Below are 18,964 nucleotides of genomic sequence, written 5' to 3' on the forward strand. Positions count from 1 at the left end.
ATATGATAGTTAAAATAATAAAATCTTCTAGCTGAAACATGCAAAGGTGTAATTGCATTTGCAGCATACGGATTTCTTGATGCTTTACTAATTAAGCTATTAAACATTCCGTCATATTGTACAGAATCTAATGCGTTTTTTTCAATTGTCGCTTTTTCAAATGCATCAGCTATTTCTAAGAGTCTTTTTTTCTCTTCTTCATTCATAAACTTTGTCGCACGTTCAACAATGAGTTTTTCAAGTACTCTTCGAACTTCTAGTTGCTGCAACATTTCCTCAACCGTAATTTCTTTAACCATTATACCTTTTCTAGGTAAAATGACAACCATATTTACAGACTCTAATTTTTTTAATGCTTCTCTTATTGGCATTCGTCCAATATTTAGTTTCTTACTTATTTCATTTTCTGTGATGATTTGGCCCGGTTCTAATTCTAACGATACGATCATATTTTCTAAAATTTCATAAGCTTTTTCTGCTTGAGAATACTCTTTTTCTATATTCATTATTATACCCCATTCAAAATAACAACTTAATTAAATATTCTATTATCTTTATATTGTATTATATCATAGAGATTTAAAGAAAATGGAGCTTTAATCAAAATATTTACGCTAGTAGGCTAGACATTATATCAAATGCCCTTATTAAATTTTTTTAATCAAATAACTTTTTCATATACCAATATGTATAGAATTTTACAAATGAACGAAAATAATACTGATAAGAATATTATTTACTTCTAAATACATTCGACAATTGTAGTAATACGTTGTTTACAATTGTAACTTTCTTATTTTATAATAATGAATGGGTAGAAATTATTTATGGGGGGATTTAGAATGGATCGTATGTTTCGCGTTCTAGGATTCTGGACAGCTATATTTGCGGTGATGTTCGTAGTTGGTCATATGACTGCTGCTGCATTAATTTTCGCAGTACAAACAGCATTTTTCGTAGTATTAGGCTATCTAAAGCTTTCTGAGCGTATGTACATCTATATCTTTGGCGCATACTTAACTGTGTTCTTTGTAGGATTTACATATTATAGTACTTTCTTATTAGTACCAAGCTTTGGTGAGTAATAAATAAAACCAGTCTTTTGACTGGTTTTTTTATTTGTACTCATCTATTGTAAGACATTCTTTCGTCTTTAATTTTTTTATTTTAGACAAACCTTTGATCTGTAACAACAATTGAAACGAATCACTTATTCCCCCTGGCATAATTAATGATTGAATTGCTCGATTATGTTTATATTCATCTGAAAATGGATTCATCGCTGCATGTTGTACGAGCCGATCTAATATACCAAAATCTAGGAGGGCCTGTCTTTGAGAATTAAAATAAAAATTTTCTAAATGATTGATTTCTGCAAGCCTTCTTAGTTCATCCCAATGAATATGTGTGGTTAAATCCATCTCACCTAAAAATTCAAGCACATTTGTTTTCATTTCATGTTGGTAGTAGCCTCTTAAGCTTCCTTTCACTCGATGAGGAGCATTCCATTCCTCTCTTGTAAAACCATAATCAACAGACATGATGATTCCATGTTCAAGTGTTTTAATTAATCCATTAAACACAGATTCCATTGCAACTGGAATTTCAACTCTTTGCCCTTGTTTTCCAGAAAAATGATGATGCTTAAGAAATTCGAAAATCAAATCATTTTCAATCTCAATAAATTTCTCAATTAGTTCATAAGATTCATTATAAGAAATGACAATTTCTTGCCATTTATCTTGGCAATATTCAACGACTCTCACTGGTAGAGCATCAAAAAGCTCATTTGAAAAGATCATACCGTTTTGTATTTTACTTAGGTTTGAAATGTTTGCATAGTAACTTACATTTGAATGAGGTGCTAATATTTGCATTTGTAATGATCGATGAAATTTACTCTCATCAACGATTCTATATTCTAAATTAGCATATATTACTGGTTCATTTTTTTGGCAATAAGTTAAAAATGAGTTTGCAAAACGACCATTTCCGGCACCTACTTCAACAAAAATTGGATCAATCACCTCATTTTTTATCAATCGACAAAAAACTGAGGCAATTACCTCTCCATAAACTGTCCCTACTGAGCTTGTCGTATAAAAGTCGCCTTTTCTTCCTATTTTTGTATCTGATTTTTGATAATAGCCCTTATCTGAATGATACAAACAAAGTGAAATGAACTCTTCATATGTAATATAATTTTCTTCGCTCTTTTGAATGGCATTTAAAATAATCTGTTTCATGTTATTCCCTTAGAAAAATGGATTATGTTTTTTCTCTTCGCCAATTGTTGTCGTAGGACCATGTCCACTACAAACAACAACATCGTCTGGTAGAGATAATAGTTTACTTTTAATACTTTTAATTAATTGTTCGTGGTCACCACCAACTAAATCAGTTCGACCAATACTTCTTTGGAAGAGTGCATCACCCGAAAATACTGTTCTCAGTTCCTTATTATAAAAAGAAATACTTCCTGGAGAATGTCCTGGCGTTTCAAAAACTGAAAAAGTAAATTGACCAAATTCCATTTTGCCTTCTTTTTCGATTACATGATCTGCTTCGCGAGCAAAAATCGTTTGATTTCTTAAAAAAGATGCTGAACCATTTTTTTGGCCATCCGTTAACCAATCAGCTTCATATTTATGAATATAAACGGGTATATTATACTCATCACGCACTTCATCTACAGCCCCAATATGATCAAAATGTGCATGTGTTAGAAGAATTGCCAATGGCTTTAATTTGTTTTCTTCAATAACATTAAAAACGATATTCGCTTCTTCACCTGGATCGAAAATAACAGCTTCTTTTACATCATTACTAACAACATAGCAATTTGTTTGTAGCGGACCTAATGGTAATTGATAAACATTCATGCTTTTACCCTGCTTTCTATTTAATCTAATTAATACTATATCATAATTTTGTTTACGCTTTAGAATTTCAAATAGACAATTGTTAATAAAAGTTTTACAATAATAATGATGTAATAGCAAACAGGGGTTGCTTGAAGAATTTTTTATAGGGGGTTTACAATGGGTACAGTTATTATATTTATTCTAACAGCTATTTTATGTGTTCCTGCATTATTTGGATCTTTAAAGAAGAAAAATTTATTAGGAATCGTATTTTCTGGTCTTACTTTAGTACTTTTCGCATGGTTTGCGATCATGACAATCGTACATAGCGGTTATCCACCAACACATTTATAATATGTATTCGTTTTCTCATATTTACATATAAAGAAAACAAATAAACAATGAAAGGCTGACAAATTCGTCAGCCTTTTTTACTTTCATTTAAGTTTATAAGAGATGCAAATAAAATCGGAAAGGTTTCCGCATATATTAAATCAAACATTGAAAGTGGTAAAGGATTAATTCCCTTACCTAGTTCTAATGTAAAACCAGGTTTTCTAAATTCCTGAATAAACCAATCCTTATAACCTGCATGGCTATCAATTGTTTTAATTGATTTATATGGACTGATTTTCGTAAAGTACTCAGCATAAACAGCTGAAATTTCGGGTTCTAAGTAATCATAACCCCAATAAAACTCTTTCCCCTGTGTATGAAGTGCTAATAGTAGATCGAAATTTCTTTCAATCGCCAAATTACTCATTGCAATTGCTTCTGGTTCAGTTAATGGAGCATCTCCTGGATAATCTCTTGGTGCAAATGTTTTTGGTTTCTTTCGTTCTTTTTCAATTTCCCAATTAGCAGGAAACTGATTATTTAAATCAACACCCCTTATATTTGCCTTCCACCCCGTAAAATCGTCATTGGCAGCATTTAGACTATTAACATGGTTCATATACCCCTCGTCCTCTATATGGCCGTTAACGACTAAATTAACCCCATCTGGATTCACCATCGGAACAATTGATAAGGTGTTCAAGTGAAAAAAAGCCAAAACCTCTTTATGAAATAGTAATTCTTCATTTGAAACAGTTTGACATAACCATTCTAATGATTTCATCAATACACAAGTAGTAATCCATTCATTTGCGTGAAATGAACCATTCCAATGAATCCTTCTCTCTCCATTACCAAAGATGATTTCGTATATTGGCTGATCCAGTACACTTCTCCCAATCACATTTAACTTAAGAAATGGATACTGCTGCGTAAGGATGCTAATATCTTTTTCAAGATCAGCAAAATCGTAACTGATCGGTATGAAGAGATTTGTAGGCGACTTATAAAACAACCATTCCACCTCACCAATCGTATTTTTAATACAATTGTATGTAAATAAACAAAATAAAAGCACTTCCCATAGGAAGTGCTTTTATTATTCAAACTTAGTTTTTGCTCGCTCATATTTTACTTCAAAGAAACGAAGTAAATCTTTATAAATAATTGAATTTGAATACTCTAGTGATTTTTTAGCTTTAGCTAAATCTTCTTTAGGTGGCTTTTGACCTTTTAATTCTTCACCAGAATTTGCATCATACATTTTTTCATTTTTGTAAATATATTTATCTGTAACGATTGTACCATCACGGAATACAACAAAGTCTTTATGTTTTGGTGAAAGAATATCATTACCAAAGTTAATTGATGTTTTGTTTGCATTCACACCTAATAAGTTTAGGATTGTTGGTTTCACGTCAATTTGACCTGCAACTTTATGAATTGTTTCACCTTTAGTTTGACCAGGTAAATGGATAAAGAAAGGTACTTGTTGTAATTTAACATGTTCAACAGGCGTAATTTCTTTTCCTAATACTTCACTCATTGCACGGTTATGATTTTCAGAAATACCATAGTGATCACCATACATCACTAGGATTGTATTATCGTATAATCCAGAAGCTTTCATTTCTTCAACGAAGTGCTTGATTGATTCATCTAAATAACGAACTGTTGTTACATAGTTATCTACTGTCTGATCACCAGTTTTTAATTTTTCAATCATTAGGTCCTTTTCGCCTAATTCAAAAGGATAGTGATTTGTTAATGACAGCATACGTGTATAGAAAGGTTTAGGCATTTCTTTCATCTTTTCAACAGATTGTTCAAAGAAATATTGATCCTTAAGACCCCAACCAATTGAAGTATCCTCAGTTACTTTGTAATCATTTTCATTGTAATAACGATCGTAACCTAAGCTTGGATACATCATGTCACGATTCCAAAACGATTTATTGTTTGAATGCATGACTGAAGTATAATAATTTTGTTCTTTTTTCAGAATTGCTGGTGTTGCTGTAAATGTGTTACCACCATTTGTAAAATAAACTGCTCCACGATCTAATGGATATAAACTATTATCAATTAAGAACTCAGCATCAGATGTTTTACCTTGTCCAGTTTGGTGATAAAAATTATCAAAATAATAACTTTCTTTAATAAAGTCATTTAAGAAAGGAGTTATTTCTTGTCCATTAATTTCTCTGCCAATTACAAAGTCTTGTAATGATTCTAATGAAATAACAACAACATTTTTACCTTTATATTTTCCATGAAGCTCAGCATTTACGCCAGTATCATTAGCACGGATAAAGTTTTCAATACCTGCTAACTCACTATCATCAGCCATTGCTTTTTGAGCAGTTGTTTTCGATTGTTGAACCATATCATAAATATGGTAATTGTATAATCCTAAAAACTTTACAATATACTCTCTATCAAAAGAACGAGTTAATAATTGTGGGCGCTCAGTTTCTGCCATCCCAAGATTAATTAAAAATACTGCAGCTGCAACTAAATAATATGCAGTTCTTGTTTTACCTTTAATATTTTCAGTTGTAAAGAATTTTTTACCCCAAAAAATATTAACTAGAATTAAAATAATGATATCAGCAAAAGCTAAAATTGTTTTATAACTAATCATCGCTTTAACACTTGAACCTAAGTCAGCAAAGTTCTGTGTCATAAATAAAACTGGAATCGTTACGAAATCATCAAAGAATGAATAGTAAGCTGTGTCACCAATTAATATAAATGACATAACTAAACTGATCCAGATGACAGCCCTATTTCGTTTATGTCCTTTCGCAAAAAGACCAATACCAATAAAAATTAGTAATGAAGAAATTGGACTTATTATTAAAATAAATTTTTGCATTGAATTTTCAATTTCTAAGTCAAAGTAATACAAGCTCAGTAAAGTCGCTTTTGTCCATAAAAGGAATACTGCAAGTAAAGGAAATCCGAAGTTTTTAATAAACTTTTTCCACATAGTCTGTTCCTCCTTTTTTAAAACTTATAATCTATTATTTACCATGTTTATGAATTCACATGTTTATTTTCAATATCACTTAAATACCTTGGTTTTGTCCGTCCACTTTGTAATTTCTACCGCCAAAACTTTCTAGTAATCTCGTGTATTTTTCTGACGTCATTCAATTTATCATAAAAATACTCAACACGTCAAATAACTAATTTTTTGTTCAATTCAATTTACATAAAAAAAAGATACCTCTATTGAAGCATCTTTAAAATACAATTAACGATTGATTATAAAAGCTATATCGTAGCTTAATTTATTTCTTTTGTAATAAATTTTTTCACTAAATATGCTGCGCCAATTGCACCAGCGTCATTACCTAATTGAGCAATCGAAAGCTTTGTAGATTCACGAACAGTTGTAAAAGCATATTCATCAAAATATTTTCTTAACGGCTTTAGTAGCAATTCTCCTGCATTTGAAACTCCACCGCCAATAATAATATTTTCTGGGTTTAAAGTATTACCTACACCAGCCAATACTAATGCAAGATACTTCATCACATGATTCACTATGTCAGTAGCTACTTCATCGCCATCCTTGAAAGCATCAAAAACATCTTTAGTCGTAATAGCATTTTCAGTAAACTTCTTCTTTAAAATTGTGTCTTTAGTAGTAGATTGTAAAGTTTCGTTTGCAATTCGGACAATTCCAGTAGCAGAAGAAATTGTTTCTAAACACCCAGTTTTACCACAGTTACAAAGTACGCCATTTTCAGTTTGAACTGTAATATGGCCAATTTCCCCAGCTGCTCCGCTAATACCGTGAGCAACTTGTCCATTAACAATGACTCCTCCACCTACTCCAGTTCCTAATGTGATCATTACTACATCTTTAGCACCATTTCCTGCGCCCTTCCACATTTCACCAACCGCTGCAATGTTCGCATCATTATCAACTATTACAGGAATTCCAGATTCCTTCTCTAAAATTGATTTTAACGGGAAGTTTACCCACCCTAAGTTAACAGCCGCGAAAATTAAACCGTCTTCTAGGCGAACCGACCCAGGTGCTCCTATACCAATACCAGCAACATCATCTTTAGATTTATTCATTTCTTTTAACTTATCTTCAATTGCAATGGTAATTGTTTTTGGGATATGGATCCCTTGGTCTGATTTATCTGTTGGTACTTCCCACTTTTCGATAAATTCTCCATTGTTTGTTAATAACGCTAATTTTATACTCGTACCGCCTAAATCAACACCTACGATCATTTTTTCCATCTTACTCTCTCCCTTTATAGTGAAACCGCTTGCATCTCTTACTAATAAAAAACGACTTTTATCAAATCGTTTTCTTTTGGATTTCACTTATCTCTTTTTTTATGATTAATGTTGCAACTTGAAAATCTTTTCTTTCTAGTATGTTCGCTAAAAATAGTTCCTTTAACTCATCTTGCATTAACATTAAGTCAGATTGACGATCACCGGTGTAAATAAACGTTCCATAATTTTTTAAAAATTGTTGGATATCATATATTGAATTCATGTGTTGCTCCTACTATTTAATCTACCAAAAAAATTTTGAATACTATGTATTAAGTATAAAGTCGAAAAGATTCTTCGTCAATCGAATGCTAATAGATTCATTCCAATACTCTCATGTTATTTTGGAGACATAACCTCTTCTAGGACTAGGTCATTTTCATAAAGGTATGTTGCTTGTTTTATACCAACATAACGGATATGCCATGGTTCATAATTATACTCGGTCTTATCAACCTTATCTTCCGGATAACGAATAATAAATCCGTATTCATGTGCGTGATCTGCCAGCCAAGTACCTTCCTTTGTTTCACCAAATTCCTTTTCAAGCTTATTCCCAAAATTAGGTGAAGAAACATCTATGGATAGTCCCGTTTGATGTTCACTTGTCCCCGGGAAGGCGCTGTATGCTTTTGTCCATTCTTCCCCATGGGATTGGATATAGAAATTATATAGGCTTTGCTGTCTATCAAAAGAACGATAGGCTGATACTGGTGTCAGTACAATGCTATCCGCTTCAGCCGCTTCAAAAAGCTTTTCCAATGACTTAGCAGCTTCTTTCCTCATTAACGTCTTATCTTTTGATGCACCATGTAATGGAACAATTGGATACGTTAAATCCGGTGGCTCATATCCATCAGGTAATTTGCGAGCTTTATTAACTAATACTAAATTTGACTGCTCGTTTGTCACTTCGAGTAACCCATCTTCTGCCTCAACTGCAGTTTCTTCATAATTAGGAAATAAAGGTGATGTTTCTTTACCTTCTTGATTAGAATGTTTTTGCTCACTATTCGAATGAAACACCTTTTCTTTGATAGCTAAAGCTAGTCCAATTAAAATAACCACTAAAATGATTCCCAAAACTAAATTTCGTTTTTTATTACTTTTTGTTCTATTCAATGCAATCTTCCTTACTTACTTATTTGATTCATTAATATTAACAATAGCGAATGAAAGATATTTTTTCAAATGTGAAGGTAATAAAAAACCTCTTTCGTAATTGAAAGAGGCATTTCATTTTTATAATTGAATCGATTCCATACTTATTCTCAATATTTCTACAGAATTTTTAAATTGTCGAGCTTCAAGATCATTTAGATCTAATTCGACAATTTCTCGAATTCCACTACGATTAATGACAGCAGGTACACCTATGTAAAGATCATTTTCTCCATATTGACCTTCTAAATAAGCCGAAACAGTAATAATACTATTTTCATTTTTGAGTATTGCTTTTGTTAATCGAACCAGCCCCATACCGATTCCATAATATGTTGCGCCTTTCCGTTTAATGATATGGTAAGCCGCATCTCTTGTATTTAAAAAGATCTCATCTAATTCACGCATACTATATTTTGGATTTTTCTTTAAAACCCTTTGGATTGGTTGAGTGCCGACAGTTGTCTGAGACCAAACAGGTAGCTCGCTGTCACCATGTTCTCCTATTATATATCCATGAATATTTCTAGCATCGACATTAAAATAATCACCTAGTAAATATCGGAATCGTGCTGTATCCAGGCTTGTTCCTGATCCAATAACTCTTTCTTTCGGTAAACCTGAAAATTTCCATGTTACATAGGTAAGAATGTCAACCGGATTTGTTGCAATTAAAAATATACCATCGAATCCAGCTTCCATTATTGCACCAATTATCCCTTTAAAGATCATACAATTCTTAGAAACTAAATCTAAACGGGTTTCTCCAGGCTTTTGTGCTGCTCCAGCAGTAATTACCACTAGGTTCGCATCTTTACAATCATTGTAATCTCCAGCCCATATTTTCGTTCTAGAGCTTACAAAAGGTAAGCAGTGGCTTAAATCCATTGCATCACCTTCTGCTTTATCCTTATTTAAATCAATCATGACTAATTCTTCAGCTAAACCAGCATTTAACATCCCAAATGCATAGCTTGCACCAACAGCACCTGTTCCAATTAGAGCAACACGATTTATATCTTTATGTCGCATGATGTCGTCCACCTTCTTTTTCAAGCTATATAAAATAACAAAAACAGTCACATTCTTACTTTATTCTCATCAAAATCAGATTTCTTATACAATGATCAAAATGTTTTCATAATATTCGTTTCAGTAATAATCAATGGCATTCGTTGATCATGTGCTTCAATAGGTAGCTCTTCGACAATTTGCAGATTATAAGCAAGCGCAGCAAGGTTTCCAGCGTAGTTTGATAAGTATCTATCATAATACCCTCCTCCATAGCCTAAGCGGTCCCCTTTAGCGGTATATGCAACACCTGGTACAACAATTAAGTCGATTTCGTCTTTATTGATTTTTTCACATAAGGACTCATTTGGTTCCTGTATACCAAAATAACCTTTTTCTAATTGTTCAAAACTTGTAATTTTAAAAAACTGCATCTCTTTCGTTTTATGAATACATTTTGGTACTACAACATCTTTATGTAATCTCCAACAAACTTCAATGAATAAGGTAGTATCAATTTCGTGTTCCATAGGCATTGTCGTTGCAATCGTATTGGCTTTATTCCATTCTGGTGTAGTGATTAGTTGATCAATGATTTGTTTTGACTTCACGTTACGCTCTTTCACTGTGATTTCGTTTAACTTTTTAATAATAGCTGATCTAATTCCTTTTTTATCCATAATAGATATCTCCCATTAATAAAATATGTAGAAAATGCAGAAAAATTTTATGAGGCTTATATAGTAGAAATACAAAAAAAACAGTAGGAATATTCCTACTGCTTACTTTGTTTCGCGATGAACTGTAACTTTTTTAAGTCTTGGGCAATATTTTTTAAGCTCAAGACGGTCTGGGTTATTACGTTTATTTTTAGTAGTGATGTAGTTACGATCTCCGCATTCTGTACATGCTAATGTAATATTTACGCGCATTTATTTTCCCTCCTGACATAGTGACATAATCAGACTTGTATATAATAACATTCTTTTAGAATAAATTCCATAGTTTTTCTACATTCATTGCATTTCTTTTGATAATTTTTTTATTGTATTTTTTGTAAATTTATTTTCTTGGTTTAAAGTGTACTTTTGGAATACAGCTTGATGATGCAAAATACTTCCTTTATCAATAATAATATTCGAGCTAATTGATACATATGGACCGATTATACAATTTTCCTCTATTGTTACATCGTTTCCAATGATGACAGGTGAAACAATTTTCACATTATTTTTTATTTTTACATGATCACCTAAAAATATTCTAGGTAAGATTTGTACAGCTTGGATTGGTAGGTTTATCTTTTCTTCAATCCAGTCCACATTTAACTTTGCAAATCTTCTCGGTGTTCCATAGTCGATCCAATATCCTTTTAATTCAACCGCATTTAAAATAATATTCTCTCTTAATAAAAGCGGAATCAAGTCCGTACTAATATCAAAATAACAATAGTCTGGTATGTACTTTAGTAACTCTGCATTCAAAATATAGATACCTGTATTTACTAATTTACTGATTTCATTTCCTATTTGTGGTTTTTCTATAAATTCCATTATTTGTCCATTTTTTACTTTTACATTTCCATAAGACTCACATTTATCAACTTGTTTTACAAGCATTGTGAATTGTTGATTGAATTCTAAATGTTGATAGATTGCCTCTTTAATATCCCCATCAAATAAAATATCTCCATTGACTAATAAAAAAGTATCATTTAAATACGGTTTGGATAATCGCAAACATCCAGCGGACCCTAAACTTTCTTCTTCTATAATATATTCNNTTCCATCTATCGTTTGGATAATCGCTTGTGACATATAATGTAATTGAATGATGAATTCATTAAACCCCATACTAATTAAATGTAATAGTAAATGTTCAATTGCAGCACGGTTCGCAATTGGTAAAAGTGGTTTTGGTATGTTATTTGTTATAGGTAATAGTCTTTGACCAAATCCTCCCGCTAAAATAACTACCTTCATGATTAACCACCCCAAATATATAGTTTCGTTTTAGAAGTATGCTTTTATTGACAGAAATATGACAAAAGGGTGTTCATGAACATTTTTAGTCCAGAACACCCTTTTCATTATTGATTTAATAAATAATATTTACCTTTGACTAAATAATAGATATTTTCTGCGATATTCGTTGCATAATCTGCAATTCTTTCTAAATATCTACAAACAAACGCCATTTGCATAACATTTGAAACATGTTCCGGAGAATCTGCTATGCTCGACATCAAGGTTTGTACTGTTACGCCATATAATTCATCTACTTGATCATCAATCTCGCCTATTTCTTTAGCAGCCTGCAAATCTTCCGTACGATATGCATCCACTGCCTTCGATAACATATCTAATCCAAGTGCATGCATTTTTTCAATATTTTCTATAGGTAAATTTTCTTGACGACTACGAATTCTAATTGTAGATTTTGCAATATTTACAGCATAATCAGCTACACGTTCTAAATCGTGTGCAATTTTAATTGCCGTTAAGTTTCTTCTTAAATCAACTGCAACCGGCTGTTGTCTTGTGATAATCACTAATATTAATTCATTAATTTCTTTTTCTAGTTTATTAATACGCTCATCTTCATCAATTACTTCTAGTGCTAGTTCTATATTTTCAGTACGAAAAGCATTCATACTTTTCATAACAGCTTTTTTTGTTTTCATAGCTAATTCAATAATCATTTCTTGTAGTGTTTTTAAATCTGCATCAAATTGTGGTCTCATTTTTTAGTCACCATTATCCTTCCATTAACCGAAACGGCCAGTGATATAATCTTCAGTACGTTTATCCTTTGGCGTTGAGAATAATTTATTCGTATCAGTATACTCAACAACTTCACCACTTAAGAAAAATGCTGTCTTATCTGAAACACGAGCAGCTTGTTGCATATTATGCGTAACAATAATAATACTAAATTCTTTCTTCAGTTCATGAATTAATTCTTCTACTTTTAATGTAGAAATCGGATCAAGCGCAGACGTAGGTTCATCCATTAAAATAACATCTGGTTCAATCGCTAAACAACGCGCGATACATAATCGTTGTTGTTGACCACCTGAAAGTCCGTATGCATTTTCATGTAAACGATCCTTCACTTCATCCCAAATCGCTGCACCCTTTAAACTCTTTTCAACAATTTGATTCAACGTATTTTTATCTTTAATTCCATGAATTTTAGGTCCATAAGCAACATTTTCCCAAATTGATTTAGGGAATACATTCGGTTTTTGGAACACCATTCCCACATGTGTTCTTAATTCTTCTACTGGATAACTTTTATCAAAAATATTTTGCTCACGATAAAGAATTTTACCTTCTGTTCTAACTGTAGGAACTAACTCAACCATTCTATTTAACGTTTTTAAATATGTTGACTTACCACAACCACTCGGACCGATAATTGCAGTAACTTCATTTTCATAAATACTTAAATTAATATCCTTTAAAGCCTTATCCTGTCCATACCATAAATTTAAATTTTGTGTATCATAAACAATCGATTTCTTAACTGTTGTCATCTCTTCAACATCATCAATATTCGTTTTATTCTCTCTAATTAAAGTAGTTGTCATTTATTCGTTCCCCTCTCATCCTAAAGGCTCTCAATCATCATGAATATATATAAAATTTAAAAATAAATTAAGCTACAAACCTCATTTATCAATTAAGACTACATTACTAATCATAAATCCCAACTATTAAAAACGTTTTAACCAAATGTAAAGATTGTGTAAATATGAAATGTGGAGGCGACTGTTTAGCTCCGACAAGCATAAGACAAAGAACATTGGAAGTTGCTTTTTAACTTCCAGTGGGCTTGGGCTTATGACTCGAGGAGCTAGGAGCCGGAACTAGACATCATGAAATGTGGAAGGCGTTCGTTCAGCCCCGACTAGCATAAGGCAACCCCTAATAAAGGTGCTTTTTACCTTTAGTGGGGGGTGACTTATGACTCGAGGGGCTAACGCCTGGAACTAGACACCATGAAAAGTGGAGGCGACTGTTTAGCTCCGACAAACAAAAAAGAGAAGGGGATCCCCCTTCTCTTTACTCGTTTTGATCTTCTGCATTATTATTTTTTGATTTATTTTCTTTCATTTTGAAATATTCGTCTAATATGCCGCGTCCGATGTATTTGTTAACTGGTGCTTGGTCACTTTGCAGCCATGGAACAACAACAGAAAATGCGATTTCAGGATTATCATATGGTGCATAACCAATTAGTGTAAGGTTATATGTTTTTTGTGGCCCATTATATTTTTTACGATCTGGTCCATCATATACTGACTGAGCAGTACCTGTTTTACCAGCTGGTTTGTAATCTGCTCCTTGGAAGTAAATATAAGCTGTACCGCCTACCTCATTATATACCTTATAAAATCCTTCTTTAACACGATCAACGTATGAGTCTTTCATGTCAATTCTATTTAAAATTTTCGGTTTGATTTCTTCTCTAACAACACCCTTGTCATCTCCAATAGAAGGCTGTCTTAATTCTTTTGCTACATGAGGTTGTACACGATAGCCTCCATTGGCAATTGTAGAGACATATTGCGCCAATTGTAGTGGCGTGTATGTGTCATGTTGTCCAATCGCTAAGTCAAGTAAGAAACCAGGGTTTCGAGTATCTGTTCCTTTAAAGCCAATTGCTTCATTCGGTAAATCAACACCTGTTTTCACACCTAGACCAAATTGACTAAAACTATTTCGGAACGTTTCAAATGCTTTTGGATCTATATCAAGTGGTTGATTTTCAACATAATGCCCCTTACCTATTGCAATCGCTGTTCGGAACATATAAACATTTGAAGATCGTTTTAAAGCATCTAAATCAGAAACCCATCCCATATTTTTATATGAAGCTTTTTGTGGTGTATCTTTTATTCTAATAGGAGTATCAAATAATCGTGTACCTGGACTAATTGCATTTTGTTGGAAGCCAGTTAAAACAGTTGCACCTTTAACAGTAGACCCCATTTCGTAAGAAGTTGTCATGTTTCCAGTTGCAAAATCTTGTACTTCCATTTTACCTGTTTTCTTATCTTTTACGAGTTGCTTTCCTGACATTGCCAGGATTTCACCTGTTTTTGGATTCATCATTGTAACAAACGCTCGGTCCAAATATTTACCATTCGATGTTTGTTTAGCTCTTAACAGCTCCCTTTGAACAATATCATCCACCTTTTTTTGCAATTCAATATCTAGTGATAACACAAGATCACTGCCTGGTTCACCTTCAGTGATTACTTTTGTATCAATTACATTCCCTTGCGTATCAACGACATTTTGTGCTTTTCCTTTTGTACCTCTAAGCACATCTTCATATTGTTGCTCGATATAACTTTTTCCTACACGGTCATTACGATCATATCCACGTGCCAAGTAATAATCTACATTTTCAGCTGGAAGACCTTCTTTTTCCGATGTTATATTTCCTAAAATTGTTCGGAAAGTATCATCATATACATAATCTCTTTCCCAATCAGTTGTTACATCTACTCCAGGAAGCTCATCTAAATGTTCACTAACCATAGCATATTCAGGTTCCGTTACACCCTCACTTTTAATTGTTTGAGGTGTAAGTGCATACCCAACACTCATTTGTTTATAAATAGCCAAAATTTGTAAATCTTGCTTACTTAATGATGTTATATTGTCTTCTGTAATTGCATCTAACTGCATAGCATAATACTCTTTGTTATAAGACGCAGGGTCTTCTTCGTATTTTGCTTTTAATTTTTTATCTTCCTTTTTTGAAACAAGTTCTTTTGCTTCTTCAGGATGTGTTAGTAGCCAATAATCTTTTCGATCTCGTTCCATTATTTTATCTGTTGGCATTTTTATATAGCTTGTTAATTTTGTTGCCATTTCTAATAGCTCAGCAGAAGTTGTTCCTTTTTTTCTTGTATACGTTATAGAACGAAGTGGTGTGTTATCTACAACAACTTTTCCATTACGATCTAATATTTTTCCCCTAGGTACTGCTTTATCAACTGTCATATTCTCTGTACGTTCTAATTCTAGTTGGTAGTCTTCACCTTTTACAATTTGAACAACGCCTAGTCTTAGAATTAATAAAGAGAATAATAAAAACACAAGAAAAAATAGTGTATTCAGCCGAGTAGGTAATTTAATTTTATTTTTCTTTGGTTTATTCATCTCTTCTCCTCTTTTATACTCTACTTATTGGTTTAACATATAAGGGAACTATTTCTATATTCGATCTTATGTAGTTGCATTAAGTAGGATCAAGTTCTAATTTCCTCATAACAAAATAAACCAAGAAATGCCCAACTCCAAAAATACACATTAGAATAGGGATAACTTGTTTTGCGGGAAAAAACGCTGTGAAAATAATAAATGCAGCTATTGAGAACATTCTTCCACTGTTTAAATACACTTCACGAATCACAATATATTCAACTCTATATTCCCTCGCTTTATACGATTTTCCTATTATATCATATGTTAAAGACAAGTACGGTACTAAAATGATTGGATATGCCAAAGAAATAATAACACCATAAATAATCAGTAATGAAAAGGTCACTTTAAATACAATTGTAAAAACGGCAGCAAATAAGAGAAATCCTCCAATAAATATTGCCTTTAGTCGATGTTCCTCTTTAATGATTCGAGTAACAACATAATATGTAATAAAACTAATTAATGACGTAATGAGCCCATACTGCCCAACAGCAAATTCACTGCCTGTAGCTAAGTAAATATAAATAGAGATAACAAATAAAAAGATTCCTTCTCTGATCCCTTGAAAAAAATTAGCGTGTGTAACCCTTCTCCAATTATTATTTAATTTCCGCTCTAATATCACTCTTTTCAAATTGAACTCAGTATCTAGTTCTCTTCTGACCAAGAAGCAACTTAAAATCACGGCAAAAATAAATAAAATAACTGCTGCCACAAATACATATGTATACCCTTTGTTGCCAATCATCGATGCAATAATTGCTCCAGCGATAAATGGGCCAAGTATTCCAGAGAATGAGGTAAGCAAACCCATAAAACCATTAAAAAATTGTCTTGTTTCAGGTTCTGTCACTTCAAATGTCAGTAAATTAAAGGATAGGTAATAACATCCATTTCCAATTCCTAGGATTGCCCCGATCAGTATTGTTGAAAGCAAAGTATCTGTTTCAAATAATAAAACAGCAATATAGAAAATGGCTAAAAACGAAATACCGATTCTTAAGATAACAACCCGGTCAATATGTTTGGCTAACCTTCCTGTAATGATGAAAGTGAGTGCCTGAAAAAAGGCAATTGAAAATTGATAAGAAGCAATTGGTAAATAATCCTTGGATTGCTTCCATAAATAAACATTTACAAACGTATTCGATAATGCTGTTGCTAATGAAAATAAACCGCCAACACTTAATAGTAATACTAAGTCCTTGTTTACCTTCACATCGCCAATTAAAAATTTCAACTTACTCATAATTACTCTCCTTTGTCCTATGTCTAGTTTTTTCGAGTAAGTGAGAAATTATCCATTTTTTTGGCAATAAAAAAACACTACTAACAGATTCTTAGTAGTGTTTACATGCTAATTACTTAGCAGCTTTGTATAATTCTTCAACTTTAGTCCAGTTAACTACGTTCCAGAAAGCACCTACATAATCAGGACGTTTGTTTTGGAAGTTTAGGTAGTATGCATGCTCCCATACATCTAATCCAAGGATTGGTGTTTTACCTTCCATTAATGGTGAATCTTGGTTTGGTGTGCTTGTTACTTCTAACTCACCATTGTTTACTACTAACCAAGCCCAACCAGAACCAAAACGAGTTAAAGCAGCTTGAGTGAATGCAGCTTTGAACTCATCTAAGCTACCAAATTTAGCGTTAATTGCTTCAGCAACTTCTCCAACTGGAGCGCCAGTACCTTCTGGAGTTAACAAAGTCCAGAATAGGCTGTGGTTTGCATGTCCACCACCATTGTTACGTACAGCAGTTTGGATACCTTCAGGAAGTGCATCTAAGTTTGAAATTAATTCTTCAATAGTAGTTGCAGAAACTTCTTTACCCTCTAAAGCTGCGTTTAAGTTTGTAATGTATGTATTGTGGTGACGAGTGTGGTGAATATTCATAGTTTCTTTATCAATATGTGGTTCTAAAGCATCATAAGCATAAGGTAATTGTGGTAATTCAAATTTTGACATTCGTAATTCCTCCCAAAAATATAGTAAAATTCAATTTAAAGTTATCAAATAAACCGAAAGATTTCAATAGTTATGCTCATAAATGGGAAAGAATGTTAAAAATAAAGTCTGTTTGAATAAATTTTTTTTATAAAATAAGCTAATTTAACACTTCTATTGTGTCACGAGTACTAAAATTTCACCCGAATCAGTTACGTCTCCTCTTACAGATATTCGTTTCATTAAAAGTAACAAAACAAGCCTCCGGAAGATTAACCACGAGGCTTGTTCTGATCCCATTCAGTAAACCTACTTACTAATTCACTTTCAAGGGGTAAATCATAGTAATTTGTTAAAATTTGATATTGTGTAATATACGATTCAAAATTTTTCTGATTGAACGATTCTTTATGATACCTTCTCCATAATAAAGGTTTATTCATAGCAGTAAATTTATTAATAGCGCTTATAATCGATTGGACATCCTCGTTAGACATCGGTTTTGGAAATCGACGTTTAACCTTGTGGTCATTTCTTTGACCGGTCGTATCATATAATACTGCTGTAATTGAGCTATGCAACTTATCTTCTAAACGTTCTAAGTATAGGTCTTGACTTTCCGTTGGGTACATACTAATCTCCTACCTCATTTCTTTATCACAAAAATAATACATTAATATTTCTTGATTATCTACAAAAAAAGAAAAAACAGGATATAATGCATGGTTTAAATAATGTCAAAAGGACTAATCATTTTTATCTAATTATTACTATTAAACACTCTGTTTTATATATTCATTAAATTGGACTTTTGATTCCACGTTCTTACTATACGTTCAATTAAAACAAGAAAAAACTCTAACGGAATATCCGTTAGAGTTTTTTCTTAAATCGATAAGGAGTAAGAGGGATTCGAACCCCCGCGGGCTGTTACACCCCTGTCGGTTTTCAAGACCGATCCCTTCAGCCGGACTTGGGTATTACTCCATAATATAATTTGGTAGCGGCGGAGGGAGTCGAACCCACGACCTCACGGGTATGAACCGTACGCTCTAGCCAGCTGAGCTACACCGCCAAAATTGATAAGTATAAATGGCTCCGCAGGTAG

Annotated in this window: 20 protein-coding genes and 2 tRNA genes; 2 read left to right on the forward strand and 20 right to left on the reverse strand. The window is 32.7% G+C overall.

The window, feature by feature from the left end; genetic code table 11:
• Positions 1-506: GntR family transcriptional regulator (locus V7056_RS12335; RefSeq protein ID WP_499702335.1), on the reverse strand; the 506-nt coding region annotated here is incomplete at its 3' end.
• 336 nt (positions 507-842) lie between these two features.
• Between V7056_RS12335 and V7056_RS12340 the strand changes: the two genes are divergently transcribed.
• On the forward strand, positions 843-1,085 hold the full coding sequence (locus V7056_RS12340) for a DUF2626 domain-containing protein (protein WP_499702337.1): 243 nt from the start codon (positions 843-845) through the stop codon (positions 1,083-1,085).
• A gap of 30 nt (positions 1,086-1,115) precedes the next feature.
• Here the strand turns inward: V7056_RS12340 and V7056_RS12345 are convergent, their stop codons facing one another.
• On the reverse strand, positions 1,116-2,246 hold the full coding sequence (locus tag V7056_RS12345; protein ID WP_499702338.1) for an SAM-dependent methyltransferase: 1,131 nt from the start codon (positions 2,244-2,246) through the stop codon (positions 1,116-1,118).
• Positions 2,247-2,255: 9 nt separating this feature from the next.
• Positions 2,256-2,882: an MBL fold metallo-hydrolase gene (locus tag V7056_RS12350; RefSeq protein WP_499702340.1), complete on the reverse strand. Its 627-nt coding sequence runs from the start codon at positions 2,880-2,882 to the stop codon at positions 2,256-2,258.
• Positions 2,883-3,041: 159 nt separating this feature from the next.
• Here V7056_RS12350 and V7056_RS12355 point away from each other — a divergent pair, with 159 nt between their 5' ends.
• Positions 3,042-3,218 (forward strand): DUF2759 domain-containing protein, encoded by a 177-nt coding sequence (locus V7056_RS12355; protein ID WP_087998928.1) that lies wholly within the window; start codon positions 3,042-3,044, stop codon positions 3,216-3,218.
• A gap of 67 nt (positions 3,219-3,285) precedes the next feature.
• Here V7056_RS12355 and V7056_RS12360 read toward each other — a convergent pair whose 3' ends face one another.
• From V7056_RS12360 to V7056_RS12440, 17 genes are all read right to left on the reverse strand, one after another.
• Complete coding sequence (locus tag V7056_RS12360) at positions 3,286-4,215, reverse strand: M14 family metallopeptidase (protein WP_499702342.1); 930 nt, start codon at positions 4,213-4,215, stop codon at positions 3,286-3,288.
• 84 nt (positions 4,216-4,299) lie between these two features.
• Positions 4,300-6,192 (reverse strand): LTA synthase family protein, encoded by a 1,893-nt coding sequence (locus tag V7056_RS12365; RefSeq protein ID WP_499702344.1) that lies wholly within the window; start codon positions 6,190-6,192, stop codon positions 4,300-4,302.
• Positions 6,193-6,491: 299 nt separating this feature from the next.
• On the reverse strand, positions 6,492-7,466 hold the full coding sequence (locus V7056_RS12370; RefSeq protein WP_499702346.1) for an ROK family glucokinase: 975 nt from the start codon (positions 7,464-7,466) through the stop codon (positions 6,492-6,494).
• A 61-nt stretch (positions 7,467-7,527) separates the two neighbouring features.
• Entirely contained in the window at positions 7,528-7,731 is a 204-nt protein-coding gene (locus tag V7056_RS12375) for a YqgQ family protein (protein ID WP_499702348.1), read from the reverse strand.
• A 116-nt stretch (positions 7,732-7,847) separates the two neighbouring features.
• The gene (locus V7056_RS12380; protein WP_499702350.1) at positions 7,848-8,630 is read right to left on the reverse strand and encodes a M15 family metallopeptidase; all 783 of its coding nucleotides are present in this window, start codon (positions 8,628-8,630) and stop codon (positions 7,848-7,850) included.
• A 120-nt stretch (positions 8,631-8,750) separates the two neighbouring features.
• Positions 8,751-9,701: an L-lactate dehydrogenase gene (locus V7056_RS12385; RefSeq protein WP_499702351.1), complete on the reverse strand. Its 951-nt coding sequence runs from the start codon at positions 9,699-9,701 to the stop codon at positions 8,751-8,753.
• Positions 9,702-9,796: 95 nt separating this feature from the next.
• Positions 9,797-10,360, reverse strand: coding sequence for a 5-formyltetrahydrofolate cyclo-ligase (locus tag V7056_RS12390; protein WP_499702353.1), 564 nt, complete (start codon positions 10,358-10,360; stop codon positions 9,797-9,799).
• Between the two features lie 102 nt (positions 10,361-10,462).
• Entirely contained in the window at positions 10,463-10,612 is a 150-nt protein-coding gene (rpmG, locus tag V7056_RS12395) for a 50S ribosomal protein L33 (RefSeq protein WP_056475024.1), read from the reverse strand.
• Positions 10,613-10,696: 84 nt separating this feature from the next.
• Positions 10,697-11,662, reverse strand: coding sequence for a nucleotidyltransferase family protein (locus V7056_RS12400; RefSeq protein WP_499702355.1), 966 nt, complete (start codon positions 11,660-11,662; stop codon positions 10,697-10,699).
• 107 nt (positions 11,663-11,769) lie between these two features.
• Positions 11,770-12,423, reverse strand: coding sequence for a phosphate signaling complex protein PhoU (gene phoU, locus V7056_RS12405; RefSeq protein ID WP_499702357.1), 654 nt, complete (start codon positions 12,421-12,423; stop codon positions 11,770-11,772).
• Between the two features lie 24 nt (positions 12,424-12,447).
• The gene (gene pstB / locus V7056_RS12410; RefSeq protein WP_377897066.1) at positions 12,448-13,218 is read right to left on the reverse strand and encodes a phosphate ABC transporter ATP-binding protein PstB; all 771 of its coding nucleotides are present in this window, start codon (positions 13,216-13,218) and stop codon (positions 12,448-12,450) included.
• 529 nt (positions 13,219-13,747) lie between these two features.
• Positions 13,748-15,859 (reverse strand): peptidoglycan D,D-transpeptidase FtsI family protein, encoded by a 2,112-nt coding sequence (locus V7056_RS12415; protein WP_499702359.1) that lies wholly within the window; start codon positions 15,857-15,859, stop codon positions 13,748-13,750.
• Between the two features lie 79 nt (positions 15,860-15,938).
• The gene (locus V7056_RS12420) at positions 15,939-17,156 is read right to left on the reverse strand and encodes an MFS transporter (protein ID WP_499702361.1); all 1,218 of its coding nucleotides are present in this window, start codon (positions 17,154-17,156) and stop codon (positions 15,939-15,941) included.
• Positions 17,157-17,268: 112 nt separating this feature from the next.
• Complete coding sequence (locus tag V7056_RS12425; protein ID WP_499702363.1) at positions 17,269-17,877, reverse strand: superoxide dismutase; 609 nt, start codon at positions 17,875-17,877, stop codon at positions 17,269-17,271.
• Positions 17,878-18,128: 251 nt separating this feature from the next.
• Complete coding sequence (locus tag V7056_RS12430) at positions 18,129-18,488, reverse strand: hypothetical protein (RefSeq protein ID WP_499702364.1); 360 nt, start codon at positions 18,486-18,488, stop codon at positions 18,129-18,131.
• A 265-nt stretch (positions 18,489-18,753) separates the two neighbouring features.
• Positions 18,754-18,843: transfer RNA gene (locus V7056_RS12435), tRNA-Ser, on the reverse strand.
• Between the two features lie 11 nt (positions 18,844-18,854).
• Positions 18,855-18,931: transfer RNA gene (locus V7056_RS12440), tRNA-Met, on the reverse strand.
• Positions 18,932-18,964 lie beyond the last annotated feature (33 nt).

Origin of the sequence: Bacillus sp. JJ664 (assembly GCF_036962205.1) — a bacterium.
Classification (GTDB): Bacteria; Bacillota; Bacilli; order Bacillales; family Bacillaceae_G; genus Gottfriedia.